The 13,589-nt window shown below is 29.6% G+C and carries 13 protein-coding genes; 3 read left to right on the top strand and 10 right to left on the bottom strand.

Going from position 1 to position 13,589, the window contains the following annotated elements; genetic code table 11:
* Positions 1–3: 3 nt before the first annotated feature.
* Entirely contained in the window at positions 4–240 is a 237-nt protein-coding gene (locus Q0733_RS04745) for an acyl carrier protein (protein WP_004569249.1), read from the bottom strand.
* A gap of 170 nt (positions 241–410) precedes the next feature.
* Here Q0733_RS04745 and Q0733_RS04740 point away from each other — a divergent pair, with 170 nt between their 5' ends.
* Positions 411–983, top strand: coding sequence for a phosphoribosylglycinamide formyltransferase (locus Q0733_RS04740; RefSeq protein ID WP_298779574.1), 573 nt, complete (start codon positions 411–413; stop codon positions 981–983).
* Positions 976–1,611 carry a ribonuclease H family protein gene (locus tag Q0733_RS04735; protein WP_298779572.1) on the top strand — a complete coding sequence of 212 codons (636 nt, stop codon included), beginning with the start codon at positions 976–978 and terminating at the stop codon, positions 1,609–1,611. Before Q0733_RS04740 ends, Q0733_RS04735 begins: the two co-directional genes overlap by 8 nt.
* A gap of 531 nt (positions 1,612–2,142) precedes the next feature.
* On the opposite strand, the gene Q0733_RS04730 is transcribed toward Q0733_RS04735, so the two are convergent.
* The 3 genes from Q0733_RS04730 to Q0733_RS04720 all read right to left on the bottom strand — a co-directional run bounded on the left by Q0733_RS04730 (position 2,143) and on the right by Q0733_RS04720 (position 5,281).
* Positions 2,143–2,526: a hypothetical protein gene (locus Q0733_RS04730; RefSeq protein WP_298779570.1), complete on the bottom strand. Its 384-nt coding sequence runs from the start codon at positions 2,524–2,526 to the stop codon at positions 2,143–2,145.
* 2 nt (positions 2,527–2,528) lie between these two features.
* Complete coding sequence (locus Q0733_RS04725) at positions 2,529–4,322, bottom strand: hypothetical protein (protein ID WP_298779567.1); 1,794 nt, start codon at positions 4,320–4,322, stop codon at positions 2,529–2,531.
* A gap of 521 nt (positions 4,323–4,843) precedes the next feature.
* Positions 4,844–5,281: a hypothetical protein gene (locus Q0733_RS04720; RefSeq protein WP_298779565.1), complete on the bottom strand. Its 438-nt coding sequence runs from the start codon at positions 5,279–5,281 to the stop codon at positions 4,844–4,846.
* A 301-nt stretch (positions 5,282–5,582) separates the two neighbouring features.
* Between Q0733_RS04720 and Q0733_RS04715 the strand changes: the two genes are divergently transcribed.
* Positions 5,583–5,816 (top strand): helix-turn-helix domain-containing protein, encoded by a 234-nt coding sequence (locus Q0733_RS04715; protein WP_298779563.1) that lies wholly within the window; start codon positions 5,583–5,585, stop codon positions 5,814–5,816.
* A 159-nt stretch (positions 5,817–5,975) separates the two neighbouring features.
* Here the strand turns inward: Q0733_RS04715 and Q0733_RS04710 are convergent, their stop codons facing one another.
* The 6 genes from Q0733_RS04710 to Q0733_RS04685 form a co-directional block, all read right to left on the bottom strand.
* Positions 5,976–6,716, bottom strand: coding sequence for a succinate dehydrogenase/fumarate reductase iron-sulfur subunit (locus Q0733_RS04710; protein ID WP_298779561.1), 741 nt, complete (start codon positions 6,714–6,716; stop codon positions 5,976–5,978).
* A 39-nt stretch (positions 6,717–6,755) separates the two neighbouring features.
* On the bottom strand, positions 6,756–7,052 hold the full coding sequence (locus Q0733_RS04705; protein ID WP_298779918.1) for a four helix bundle protein: 297 nt from the start codon (positions 7,050–7,052) through the stop codon (positions 6,756–6,758).
* Between the two features lie 94 nt (positions 7,053–7,146).
* A complete protein-coding gene (locus Q0733_RS04700) occupies positions 7,147–9,159 on the bottom strand; it encodes a fumarate reductase/succinate dehydrogenase flavoprotein subunit (RefSeq protein ID WP_298779558.1) in 2,013 nt (670 codons plus the stop codon).
* 12 nt (positions 9,160–9,171) lie between these two features.
* Complete coding sequence (locus tag Q0733_RS04695) at positions 9,172–9,849, bottom strand: succinate dehydrogenase cytochrome b subunit (RefSeq protein ID WP_298779556.1); 678 nt, start codon at positions 9,847–9,849, stop codon at positions 9,172–9,174.
* A 153-nt stretch (positions 9,850–10,002) separates the two neighbouring features.
* Positions 10,003–10,617: a hypothetical protein gene (locus Q0733_RS04690; RefSeq protein WP_298779554.1), complete on the bottom strand. Its 615-nt coding sequence runs from the start codon at positions 10,615–10,617 to the stop codon at positions 10,003–10,005.
* 37 nt (positions 10,618–10,654) lie between these two features.
* Entirely contained in the window at positions 10,655–13,489 is a 2,835-nt protein-coding gene (locus tag Q0733_RS04685) for a glycosyl hydrolase (RefSeq protein ID WP_298779551.1), read from the bottom strand.
* Positions 13,490–13,589: the final 100 nt, after the last annotated feature.

Raw genomic sequence — 13,589 nt, 5'->3', positions numbered from 1 at the left:
ATATTACTTTTTTGCTTCTTCTATATAGCTAACTGCTTGACCAACTGTACCGATGTTTTCAGCTTGATCATCTGGAATTTGAATATCAAATTCTTTTTCGAATTCCATAATTAACTCAACAGTATCTAAAGAATCTGCTCCTAAATCGTTTGTGAAGCTAGCTTCTGTTGTTACTTCGTTATCGTCAACTCCTAATTTGTCTACGATAATCGCTTTTACTCTTGATGCAATGTCTGACATAATTTTTTAATTTTAAATTTTAAATCGGGGCAAAAATACAAATCTTATTAATTATAACTAATTTTTACCCGTAAAATGATATCTAAAATAAATAATTTTATTGAATCTCTATTCATTTAATACCACTTTGTTAATAATTATTCTTTTTTTTGTAATCTAGAAATGTAGTTATGAAGCGAATTGTTGTTTTTGCATCTGGTTCTGGAACGAACGCAGAGAATATTATTAAGTTTTTTAATCACACTAAAATAGCTAAAGTTACTCAAGTGTTGTGTAACAATGAGCATGCCAAAGTATTTGATAGATGTAAAAATTTAAATATCAGTTGTTTACATTTCAATAGAACTGATTTTTTAAAAGAAGATACTATTTTAAATCTCTTAAAAGAACAGGCAGATTACATTATTTTAGCGGGTTTTTTATGGAAAATTCCTGAAAAAATTATAAAAGCGTTTCCAAATAAAATTATAAATATTCATCCTGCTTTATTACCAAAATATGGTGGTAAAGGTATGTATGGCATGCATGTACATAACGCTGTTAAAGAAAATAATGAAACAGAAACAGGTATTACCATTCATTATGTAAATGAAAATTATGATGAAGGTGCCATAATTTATCAAGCAAAAACGCAGCTTACAACTGAGGATACTCCAAAAACTATTGCTGCTAAAATTCATGAATTAGAGCAGCGTTATTTTCCAAGAATTATTGAAGAGGTAATTATGGAAACAAATGAGTAAAAAAAAATTCTATGTGGTTTGGAACGGAAGAAAAACGGGCGTTTTTACTTCTTGGAATGCTTGTAAAAAACAAATTGATGGTTTTGAAGGTGCACAGTACAAATCTTTTACAAATTTAGATGAAGCTGAAATTGCAGCCACTAAAAAATATGAAGATTATAAAGGGAAAAATACCAAGAAACCAACTTTATCTTCTGCTGAAAAAGCTAAGTATGGGTCACCAAATTTAGAAAGTATATCTGTAGATGCTGCTTGTAGTGGTAATCCTGGAAAAATGGAATATAGAGGTGTTTTAACACACAATAAACAACAAATTTTTATCAAAGGGCCTTTTAAAAAAGGAACTAATAATATTGGTGAGTTTTTGGCTTTAGTGCATGGAATTGCCCTTCTTAAAAGTAAAAATAAAGAAGATGTTCCTATTTATTCTGATTCCAAAATTGCTATGAGTTGGATAAAACAAAAAAAATGTAAAACTAATTTACATTTTGATGCTACTAATAAAGATTTATTAGAATTGATAAGAAGAGCTGAAAATTGGCTCAAAGAAAACACGTATAAAAACCCAATCTTAAAATGGGAAACGAAAGCTTGGGGAGAAATTCCTGCAGATTTTGGGAGGAAATAATTATTTAATAAAACAATTAAACTCTACAAATTTTACTCAATATTAAACATAATAAATTCTTAGTTAGATATTTCTTGTTTAAAACCTACATCAAAGATTATCACTTATTCATTAGTAATACTTGAATAAGTGATAATCTTTGATGAGGATTTTCTTTTATTGAAAAATTGCTTCATTGTTACTGAAACGAGTTCAGCATAAAAAAATGATGTTTTTAAGAGAAGTATTCTTTTTCATAGCAACTTCTTTCATTTTTCAAATTTCAGAAAAAGTTATCATTAAAAAAAACAAATCCATTCCTGTTTTGACCTAACTATTTATAGGGATTAAAACCAACCCCCTATAAATAGTTAAGCCAAAATGGAAAGTTTAAATTAATGTTTTTGTAGTATTTTTATTTTTTTAAAATAAAATCTTGAAAGAAAAAATACAATTACTTTCAGTTTAGTAATAAAGATAGCAGAAAAGTGGAAACTTTGTAGTTTGTACTTTTCTGCTATTTTTTATATACCGTGTTGTTGTTTGTGTTTTTTAATCTGTTCTATAATAATTAAATTCATAGCTCAATCCCTCTACAAAAACTATATTATTTAATCTGTATGTACCAGATTTTTTAAAAAACTTACTATTTGATGTCGATAAATCATGAAGTAATTTTAGATTCTTAAAACGTATATTACAACTTTCTTTGAAAAACTTCCAAGTTCCGCTGTTTTTTTTTAAAACATCTTCTTTTTTGAAAAATTGCTCAAAAGTTCCATCATTTTTAATGATTAAAATATTTTCAGCTTTTTTATCATAGATATTTTCATATGTACCAACTATTGGCATTGTATTATTACAATTATCTCCTCTAAAATATTTGCATGTACTCAATACCAAAATAATGATTATTAACACTAATAATTTTTTCATTTTTAATTAATTTTTATTTTTATATAAAAATATTGAGTGATAGTTGAAAGGGGAACTGTTTCTTGTGAATGTCTATTGTAATTGTCACCTATATGAAGTAATAAAGAGTGTCTACTAGTTGGATTAATTAATTTCACATTAATATATCCACTTTGAGAAGATGGTCTATATTCAATACTTGAGCCCCCTACAAAAAACTGAACCCAATTAGCATTTTTATGTTCTTCAAAAGATTCTAAAACACCTGCATGGTCAGGACTAAATTTGTAACTACTTTCAAGAAAAGTACCATTGGCAACAAATTGATTAAAAGTTAAACTTTCTTTAATTAAAACACTTTCAAAATCCGCCTTAATTTTAGCTTTTCTATCACCTTCAAAGAATTTATCCCAAAAATCTCCATCTGTAAATTCTCTTTCATCTAATCCTTCACCGTTAGCAAATTCATAAAGTAAAATTCCAACACTTCTTTTTCCATCATTTTCAAATTCGTGCTGTTTGTTAGATTCTTTGGTAGTATCAGCGTCAGGATTAAATTTAAATGCAGTTTTAGTTAATGCAGTTATAAGTTGCCTGTCAAGATATTCGTTCATTTTATCCCATAAAATTTGTGGAATTTCATCTTTTAATTGTTCTAGTCGTTTTGCATACTCTCTTAAAATATCTAACCACGGGTTATTTAGTGTATCAAATGTTGTAGAATTTATTTCTGTATTAAAACTACCTAAATCTGTGCCTAAATTAATAATGTTTTTTGCAAATTTTTCAGCTTCTTCAGAATTGTTATTTTCTATAAATTCTTCGATTTCAGTTTTAATTTCATAATTTTCCGAATTATTTAACCAATTATGTTCTTCAGATGATAATTTTAATTTTTGTTCTAAAGTTTGTTCACTAACTAAAGGAATATATAAAGGAGGTGTACAAGAACCGTCAGCAAGACATTCTTCATCTCCTTCGTAAATGTAATGTTCTACTGTGGTACCAGAATTACCATTATTAGTACTTACCCAATTACCTTCAGGACTTACAACTACTGGGGCATTTCCATCAGGGTCAACAGCGCATTCAGTACAAGGAGGTTCTTCGAAATCTATAGATCCACCATCGCCACCAACATCATCACAATCAGTTTTTACAAGAACAGCAGGGCTTCCTGCGCAACAAGCAGGTCCAGAAGGAGGGTGCCCATTTGCTTTTCCACCACAACCACAGGGTAAGAATTCAATTTTATAACATTCTCTTTCTTCATCATTGTTTGAATGATTATCTCCATCTTCTTCACTTTTATATAAATACTTTTCATCTAAATAATTTAAATTACTATCTAATTTTTCATATTTAATATGATATGGAAAGTGAGAATTTTTGGTTATATTTTTTATGTAATTTATTAATAAATATTCAATAGTTCCGTCATTATTTTTGATAGCAACAAAATTTTGTAGATCAAATTCCGAAGAACTATTTTTTACAGGAAATGTAAAGGCTTGATAATTTTCAGTTTTTATTTTAGAGACAGAATTTGTAATAACTTCAAAATTATTTTTAGTTTTAGAAAAAGCTGTTCTTTTATTTTTCTGTAATGATGTTTTTTGTATTGGTATTTTTAAATCATAAATAATAATATCCTCAGTTAAATTTAGGTTTTTTTCAAATGACATTTGAAAGGTCGAATTTTGTTCTGAATTTTTAATAGTAACCTCACTTTCTTCATTATTACAATTCCATAATAAGAGAGAAATTCCAAAGAATAGAATTCTTAGTTTGATAAAATTAATTTTTTTGTTTTTCATAAATTGTTTAAATTTAGTTATTAATTTTCATTTTTGAGTATTCAATTCCGCCTTTTTATGAGCCATATAAACCACAAAAAAAGTCTATACCCAATAATAAATTATTAGTTAGACATTTCTTTTTTAAAACCTAAATCAAAAATTATCACTTATTCAAGTATTACTGATAAAATTCAAAATAATTAAAATGATGTTTTTAAGAGAAGAATTCTTTTTCATAGCAACTTCTTTCATTTTTCAAATTTCAGAAAAAGTTATCATTAAAAAAAACAAATCCATTCCTGTTTTGACCTAACTATTTATAGGGATTAAAACCAACCCCCTATAAATAGTTAAGCCAAAATGGAAAGTTTAAATTAATGTTTTTGTAGTATTTTTATTTTTTTAAAATAAAGTCTTGAAAGAAAAAATACAATTACTTTCAGTTTAGTAATAAAGATAGTAGAAAAGTGGAAACTTTGTAGTTTGTACTTTTCTGCTATTTTTATTTACCGTGTTATGCCACGTATATATCCAAATTTTTATTTAGGATCTTGGCAGGTAACACAATATGCTGTTCTACCGGTACAAGCACCTTCAGAGATTAAGGCGTCTTGGTCATTCTCTAAACACTTGTAAATTGCTTTTCCGCAAGACCATTTTCCCTCACAAGTGGTACCACCATCTCCTCTTCTTTCTGTCTTTGCAAATGAACCCATTTGCACTTCTTTTTTTGTTGTTCCAATTAACTCATATTTTGCCATTAAAAAGCCATTTTTATCTTTGTAAACAACAAAATTAACATCTTCTTTTGGAAAATATTCAGTTGTTAGTTCTTCAAAAATTTCAATAGTTTTTGAAGCAAATATTTCTTGACTGGTATTTTGAATATCCTCCCCCGTATTAGTATCACTTTCATTACAAGCAAAGAATGTTAAACTTAAGATTATAGCAAAAGCTATTTTTGATATATGTTTCATTTTAATTTTTTTGGAAAATTCTTTTAAGAAATTTCTTAGTTAACAATTATTGAAAACTACTTAATTGTTACTAATAAAATTTAGTATAAAAAAACGGTTTTTTAAGAGAAGTATTCTTTTTCATAGCAACTTCTTTATTTTTCAAATTTCAGAAAAAGTTATCATTAAAAAAAACAAATCCATTCCTGTTTTGACCTAACTATAAATAGGGATTAAAATCAACTCCCTATAAATAGTTAAGCCAAAATGGAAAGTTTAAATTAATGTTTTTATAGTACTTTTATTTTTTTAAAATAAAGTCTTGAAAGAAAAAGAAAAAATTGAAAATTATAGAAAGGCAGTTTTAACAAAAATTATAAAACTCAGAAATCAACAAGGTTTATCTCAAATGGATTTAGCTGATTTAATAGATATAGGCTATACAGGTTATTTTAAAGTAGAAACTGGTAAAACTAAATTAGATACTTTTAGATTGTTTCAAATTTTAGAAAAATTAGATATTTCACCTAAAGAATTTTTTAAAGATTTTAAATAGTCTTTAATTTTATAAAACAATAAACCCAAAACTAAATTTAGTTTTGGGTTTTTTATATATTCTCTATACAACTTTACTAAAAAGTAAAATTACTCGAACTAATATTCTGATTTTAAATCAACAGATTGCTTCGTCATCGTTCCTCCTCGCAAAGACGTTTTAAATAGACGCTTTCATTAATTCTCTATTCATTCTTGCAATGTTGTCTAATGATATTCCTTTCGGGCATTCAACCTCACAAGCTCCTGTATTTGTACAGTTTCCAAAACCTTCTAAATCCATTTGTGCAACCATGTTTCTAACCCTGTCTGCAGCTTCTACTTGCCCTTGTGGTAATAATGCATATTGAGATACTTTTGCACCCACAAATAACATTGCTGATGAATTTTTACAAGTAGCTACACAAGCTCCACAACCAATACAAGTTGCTGCATCCATAGCTTCATCAGCAGCGTGTTTAGAAATAGGAATTGAGTTTGCATCTTGTGTGTTACCAGATGTATTTACAGATATATAACCACCTGCATGCTGTATTCTATCAAAAGAACTTCTGTCTACAACTAAATCTTTTAAAACAGGAAATGCTGCTGCTCTAAATGGCTCAATTGTAATTGTATCACCATCTTTAAACATACGCATGTGTAACTGACAAGTTGTTACACCTCTATCAGGTCCATGTGCCTCTCCATTAATATACATAGAACACATACCACAAATACCTTCTCTACAATCATGATCAAAAGCAACTGGCTCTTCACCAGAATTTACTAACTGTTCATTTAAAACATCCATCATTTCTAAAAAAGACATATGTTCTGAAATTTCAGTCACTTTATAATCAACCATCTGACCTTTTGAACTTGCGTCCTTTTGTCTCCAAATTTTAAGTGTTAAATTCATATAAATAGGTATTAGTTTTTTAGCGAAAAGCGAAAAGTATCATACTTTTTCTTCTAATTTTTTAATTAATGAGTTTAGCATTTTGCTAACCTCAATAATTAAACTTTCTACTGATTCACTATTATTACTGTATTTTAATTCTTTTGTTATTATTAGTTGTGTTTCTAATTCAAATAAAGAGCCTCTAGAGATTCTTAAAAATTGAATGTAATTTTTTCTTGACATTCTTCCCCAACCTTCAGCTATATTTGATGGAACAGAAATAGCACATCGTCTCATTTGACTTGTTAAACCAAATCTTTCATCATCAGGAAAGGGTTTTGTTAAATCATAAATTAAAGTTACTTATTTCATTGACTTTTGCCAAACAATTAACTCTTTGTATGATTTTACAACGCTCACCCTTTTTTCGCTATTCGCTTTTGCCTATTTACTTATAAGAACGTTGTTTTAGCTCAATATCGTTAAACTCTAATTCTTCTTTATGTAAAACTGCATCTGCAGGTTCTCCTTTATATTCCCAAGCAGCTACATACGCAAAGTCTTTATCATTACGTTTTGCTTCTCCTTTTTGTGGTCCATCTTCTTCTGCAGATTCTTCTCTAAAATGACCTCCACAAGATTCTTCTCTTACTAAGGCATCTTTTGCAAACAATTCTCCTAACTCTAAGAAATCTGCAACTCTACCTGCTTTTTCTAATTCAGGGTTTAATTCATTTGCTCCACCTGGCACAGAAACTTCTTTCCAAAATTCTTCTCTAATAGCTTTAATTTCAGCCATAGCTTCCTTTAAACCTTTTGCGTTTCTAGACATTCCTGCTTTGTCCCACATTACTTTTCCTAATTTCTTGTGGAAATAATCTACAGATTTTGTTCCTTTATTATTCACAAAGAAATTAATTCTTTCTGTAACTTCTTTTTCAGCGGCTTCAAATTCTGGGCTATCTGTTGATATTTTTCCTGTACGAATATCGTTTGATAAATAATCTCCAATTGTATATGGTAACACAAAATATCCGTCAGCCAAACCTTGCATTAATGCTGATGCTCCTAATCTGTTTGCTCCATGATCAGAGAAATTTGCTTCTCCAATACAATAACATCCAGGAATGGTTGTCATTAAATTATAATCAACCCAAACACCACCCATTGTGTAGTGAACGGCAGGATAAATCATCATTGGTGTTTTGTATGGATCTTGATCTACAATTTTTTCGTACATCTGAAATAGGTTTCCATATTTTGCTTCAACAATTGCTTGCCCTAACTCATAAATTTTAGCATCAGAAGGATTTTCTATATTTTGAATTTTAGCTTGCTCTGTTCCATATCTAGTAATAGCAGATTTAAAATCTAAATACACTGCTTCACCAGTTGCATTTACACCAAACCCAGCATCACAACGTTCTTTTGCTGCTCTAGATGCAACATCACGTGGTACTAAATTACCAAAAGCTGGGTAACGTCTTTCTAAATAATAATCTCTTTCTTCTTCAGACAAATCAGTAGGTTTTTTCTTACCTTCTCTTATTGCCAAAACATCTTCCATCTTTTTTGGAACCCAAATTCGTCCGTCATTTCTTAACGATTCTGACATCAATGTTAATTTCGATTGATAATCTCCAGAACGAGGAATACATGTTGGGTGAATTTGTGTGTAACAAGGATTTGCAAAATGTGCTCCTTTTTTGTGAATTTTCCATCCAGCAGTTACATTAGAACCCATTGCATTGGTAGATAAGAAATATACATTTCCGTAACCTCCAGAAGCAATAACCACTGCGTGTGCAGAATGTCTTTCAATTTCTCCTGTAATTAAATTACGTGCAATAATACCTCTAGCTTTTCCATCAACAACTACAACATCTAACATTTCATGTCTGTTAAACATTTCTATTTTACCACGAGCAATTTGTCTATTCATTGCAGAATATGCTCCTAATAATAATTGTTGCCCTGTTTGTCCTTTGGCATAAAAAGTTCTAGAAACTAAAACTCCACCAAAAGAACGATTGTCTAACAATCCACCATAATCACGTGCAAAAGGAACACCTTGTGCTACACATTGATCTATAATATTTGCAGAAACCTCTGCTAAACGATAAACGTTTGCTTCACGAGAACGATAATCTCCACCTTTTACAGTATCGTAAAATAATCTGTAAGTAGAATCTCCATCTCCTTGATAGTTTTTTGCAGCGTTAATACCTCCTTGTGCCGCAATTGAATGCGCTCTTCTTGGAGAATCTTGATAAGCAAATGCTTTTACGTTGTAGCCTAATTCTGCTAATGTTGCAGAAGCAGAACCACCAGCTAAACCTGTACCTACAACAATAACATCAATATTACGCTTGTTGGCAGGGTTTACTAATTCTATATGATTTTTATAATCAGTCCATTTATCTTTAATTGGACCTTTTGGTACTTTTGAATCTAAAGCCATAGTTATTTAAGATTAATGGTTATGATTTAAATGATGATACAATGCAACAATGATAAATCCTAAAGGAATAATTATTGAATATGCTTTACCAATTGTTTGTAGTGTTTTTTTACGACCAGCATTAGATCCCATAGATTGAAATGCAGATGTAAAACCGTGTGCTAAGTGCAAGCCTAAGAAAACAAATGCAATTACATATGCAGCAACTCTAATTGGGTTTACAAATTTTTCTTGCAACTCGTGGTAATATCTAAACTGTCCATCGTGCAAACCAGACCAATCTCCTTGGATAAATTTTGTATTGATTTCTGGAAACCAAAAATCGATAAAATGTAAAATGATAAATGCTAAAATTGCAACACCACTGTAAATCATGTTTCTGCTCATCCATGAAGAATTTGCTCCTCCATTATTTTTAGCATAAGAAACATTTCTTGCTTTTCTATTTTTTAGTTCTAAGATAAAACCCATTACAAAATGAAAAACAACTCCAAAAATTAAAACAGGCTGCAAAGCAAACTGAACTAAAGGATTTGTTCCCATAAAATGAGAAACTTCGTTAAAAGTATCAGGGCTAAAAACTGATAAAATATTAATTGCTAAATGCTGTAAAAGGAAGAACATTAGAAAAAATGCTGAAAGTGCCATTGACACTTTTCTTCCAATTGAAGATTTGAAAAATCCGCTCATTGTTAAGTTGGTTAAAAAATTTAAACAAATTTACGGCTAAAGAATTCTGAAAGCAAAGAAATTACAACGTTTTCATATGTATTTAGAATAATTTTAAATAATTTGGTTAAACGTTTAACAAAAACATAATTATATGTTATATTTTAATAAAACTTAACGGTTTGACGGAACTAAGCATTTATCATTTTTCCATTTTCCTTTTAAAGAATCTTTAGAAATAATTTTTCCTTCTGAATTTAAAAAATTGCCGTTTTTATCTTTTTTAATGACTTTCATTTTGCCATTTTTTATGGCATTTATGATTCTATAAATAAGCCCTTTTTTAGAAACACTACTTCCTTTTGACATTAATTTTAAACCCTCTTCATTATTATACAAGTCCATTTTTGATGAAATTTCATCAGGTACAACACCATCTTCTAATGCTCTCTTTTTAAAAGTTAAATAGTTTTCTTTTTCGTGTGCTTTTCCTAAAGATCGTGCTGCCGATTTACCAATTTCTTGACGCAATCTTGCCATCCAATAAGCGTGTCTAAAAGCATCTACTTGACCACCAGAAGCATCACCATCTAACAAGTTAGTTTTTTTAATTGAGTCTGCAATTTTATTGGTTTCTTTTGAAACTTCTAAAGATTTTTTTGCTTTAAAAGGATGAAACAAAACCCATGTTCTTTTTGGCTTAGAAAGTTTCCAGAAATCACTTAAACCAGATTGACAAAATGTTTGATTTACAACGATAATAAAAACAAAAAATAGTACTTTTCTCATATTGTTAAAAATACTGTTACTATTGATTTGTAAAAAATTACTTTACTTTAAAAGTTTCTGAAGCTTCACCTATTTTAATTGTATATGTTCCTTTTGGCAAATAATAAACATCATTCTTAGCTTTAGCAATTACTGCTTCTTTATTTGCTCTTTTGTATTTTTTTAAACCTTTTTTTGAGAAAGAAACATCAAAAAGAGCCTCATTAAAACCTTTATCGGCATCCATGACAATTGAGTTTACTTTTACATCATCAGAAAAAATATCAATAGTAACATTTTTATTAGCATTTACATAAAAAGGGATATTAACTTCTGGTGTATTTGGTTCTAGCCATTTACTCCAAGAATTACCCCAAAAATTTCTTTTTTTAATAGAATTTATTGCAAAAACATGTGTAGATTTTAGTGCTATTTCATCAGTAATATTTTGTAATGCTGCAATATCTGCTTTGTATAAACTACGACCGTGTGTACCAATAATTAAATGTTTTGCAGTTGGTTGAATTACCAAATCGTGCACAGCAACATTAGGTAAATTTTTACTAAAAGAGTTCCAAGAATTTCCGCTATCTAAAGAAACATACAAACCATTATCTGTACCAACATATAAAAGGTTTTCGTTTACAGGATCTTCTTTTATAACATTTACTGCGGATGTTGGAATTGCACTACCAATATTTTTCCAAGTTTGTCCAAAATCATCAGACCTATAAACATACGGTGTAAAATCATCAAATCTGTAACCGTTTAATGTTACATAAACTCGCTCTTTTTTGTGAGAAGAAGCTACCACTCTAGAAACCCATAAATTTTGAGGCAATGAACTTCCTATGTTTATCCAACTACCTCCTCCGTTTTTAGAAACGTGTACCAAACCATCATCTGAACCTGTGTATAATAATCCAAATTGAAACGGACTTTCTGCAATTGTTGTTAAAGTTCCGTAAGCAACATTTCCTTTTTTACCTCCGTTTGTTAAATCGTTAGAAATGGTTACCCAATCATCGCCTTTATTTAAAGATCTGTGTAATTTATTTCCTCCTAAATATAAAATATCTTGATTATGTTTAGACAACAAAATAGGTGTTTGCCAATTAAATCTGTATGGGTTTTCGCCTAAAGTATGTTTTGGCTGAATGTATTCATTCTCTCCAGATTCTCTATCAATTCTATAATAATTTCCAAACTGATATCCAGTATATACAATATTTGGATTTCTGTCATCTACCTGAACTTGCATTCCATCTCCACCCATAATTGACTCATAAGGGTTTTTACCTGTTTGTTGCCAACGTTTGTTAATTTTTGCATTATTTGCGGCAACCCAAACACCATTATCTTGCAAACCGCCATAAACATTATATGTTTTTTGATTGTCTGCATACACAGAATAAAATTGCCCAACCGCAGGATTGTTTAATTTAATCCAACTTTCTCCATCATCATAAGACATGTTTAAACCACCATCATTACCATCTAATAAATGGCCTTGCCTTTTAGGATTTACCCATAATGTTTGATGATCTGCATGTACGTTTTCTTTACTGATAGAAGTAAATGTTTTACCACCGTCTTTAGATTTTAAAATAGGCACACCTAAAACGTAAATTCCGTTTTCATCTTGATGATCTACTCTTATTTCTCCAAAATAATATCCGTAAGAATAATACAAACCATCTAAATAATCTTCATGTGTTTTTTTCCAAGATTTACCGCCGTTTGTGGTTTTAAAAACTTGCGCTCCAACAACAGGAGTATCAAACAAAAGTGAGTTTGCATCTTCTAAATATTTTGCTAAATCAATTGGTTTTACAGAACCTACTCTAACCATTTGTTTTACATTTTCTGCTCTGTATTTTTCTTGAAATCCGTTTCTTTTTAAATAAGTGTTTAGTTTTTTATCTGATAAATTCAAAAAAACATCAACAGACATGGTTTTAAAATCGTCTTTTGACAAACTCTTAGAAGTTTCTTTTTTAGATGCTTCTCTTCTAAACTGACTATCGTGCAGAGCATATACTGTATCTTCATTAAAAACCGCTAAACCAATTCTACCAACTCCATCTCCTTCTGGAAAACCGTTGTTTTTAGAAATTTTTGTCCAAGTAGAACCTGCATCTGTACTTTTATAGATTGCAGAATTTATTCCATCCCCATCAAAGTTCCAAGCTTTACGTTCACGTTCCCAAGAAGCAGCGTATAGAATGTTAAAATTTTCGGGTGCGTTTTCTACATCAATAATTCCTGTATTTTCATTTATAAAAAGTGTTTTATTCCATGTTTTTCCACCATCAATAGTTTTAAAAATTCCTCTTTCTTTATTTGAAGAATATAAATGACCAATAACACCTACAATTACCTCGTCAGTATTATTTGGATTGATAAGAATTCTGCTAATATGATGAGAATCTAACAAACCAACATTTTGCCACGTTTTTCCTTTATCCGTCGATTTTAAAATACCTATTCCGGCATAAGAAGAACGTGATGAATTTTTTTCGCCAGTACCAACCCAAATTGTTCCAGAATTCCAATCAACAGCAATATCACCAATATTTTGGGTATCAGAATTGTCTAATACAGGCGTAAAAGTTGTTCCGTTATTATTTGTGTACCACAATCCACCTGATGCATAACCTACATAAAATTCTGTTGTATTATTTGGGTTTACAGCAACATCTACAACACGACCACTCATAATTGTTGGGCCAATACTTGTAAAGTTGATATTTTTTACTAAAGAATTTTTAGCTAAATCCTTTTTTTGCTGTAAAGAATTGAAAACTTTTTTTGCTGATGTAGTAGTCTGTTGTGCTAAAATATTAGTTGAAATACTAAAAATTAATACCACAATTGTTAATAAGGCTCTCATTTTTGGTTAGTTTTTATGGTGATGAAAGTACTATAACTAAAAGGAAAAACAAAAAATTAACAGATATATAAATCTATAAAGTTATTAACAGTATTTTGTT

The sequence above is a fragment of the uncultured Polaribacter sp. genome (genome assembly GCF_947500975.1).
Lineage (GTDB): Bacteria > Bacteroidota > Bacteroidia > Flavobacteriales > Flavobacteriaceae > Polaribacter.
This window is presented reverse-complemented; position numbering and strand designations above follow the sequence as displayed.

Coding starts and splice junctions, on each gene's coding strand:
- Q0733_RS04745 (WP_004569249.1), bottom strand. CDS start 240: ATGTCAGACATTGCATCAAGAGTAAAAGCGATTATCGTAGACAAATTA.
- Q0733_RS04740 (WP_298779574.1), top strand. CDS start 411: ATGAAGCGAATTGTTGTTTTTGCATCTGGTTCTGGAACGAACGCAGAG.
- Q0733_RS04735 (WP_298779572.1), top strand. CDS start 976: ATGAGTAAAAAAAAATTCTATGTGGTTTGGAACGGAAGAAAAACGGGC.
- Q0733_RS04730 (WP_298779570.1), bottom strand. CDS start 2,526: ATGAAAAAATTATTAGTGTTAATAATCATTATTTTGGTATTGAGTACA.
- Q0733_RS04725 (WP_298779567.1), bottom strand. CDS start 4,322: ATGAAAAACAAAAAAATTAATTTTATCAAACTAAGAATTCTATTCTTT.
- Q0733_RS04720 (WP_298779565.1), bottom strand. CDS start 5,281: ATGAAACATATATCAAAAATAGCTTTTGCTATAATCTTAAGTTTAACA.
- Q0733_RS04710 (WP_298779561.1), bottom strand. CDS start 6,716: ATGAATTTAACACTTAAAATTTGGAGACAAAAGGACGCAAGTTCAAAA.
- Q0733_RS04700 (WP_298779558.1), bottom strand. CDS start 9,159: ATGGCTTTAGATTCAAAAGTACCAAAAGGTCCAATTAAAGATAAATGG.
- Q0733_RS04695 (WP_298779556.1), bottom strand. CDS start 9,849: ATGAGCGGATTTTTCAAATCTTCAATTGGAAGAAAAGTGTCAATGGCA.
- Q0733_RS04690 (WP_298779554.1), bottom strand. CDS start 10,617: ATGAGAAAAGTACTATTTTTTGTTTTTATTATCGTTGTAAATCAAACA.
- Q0733_RS04685 (WP_298779551.1), bottom strand. CDS start 13,489: ATGAGAGCCTTATTAACAATTGTGGTATTAATTTTTAGTATTTCAACT.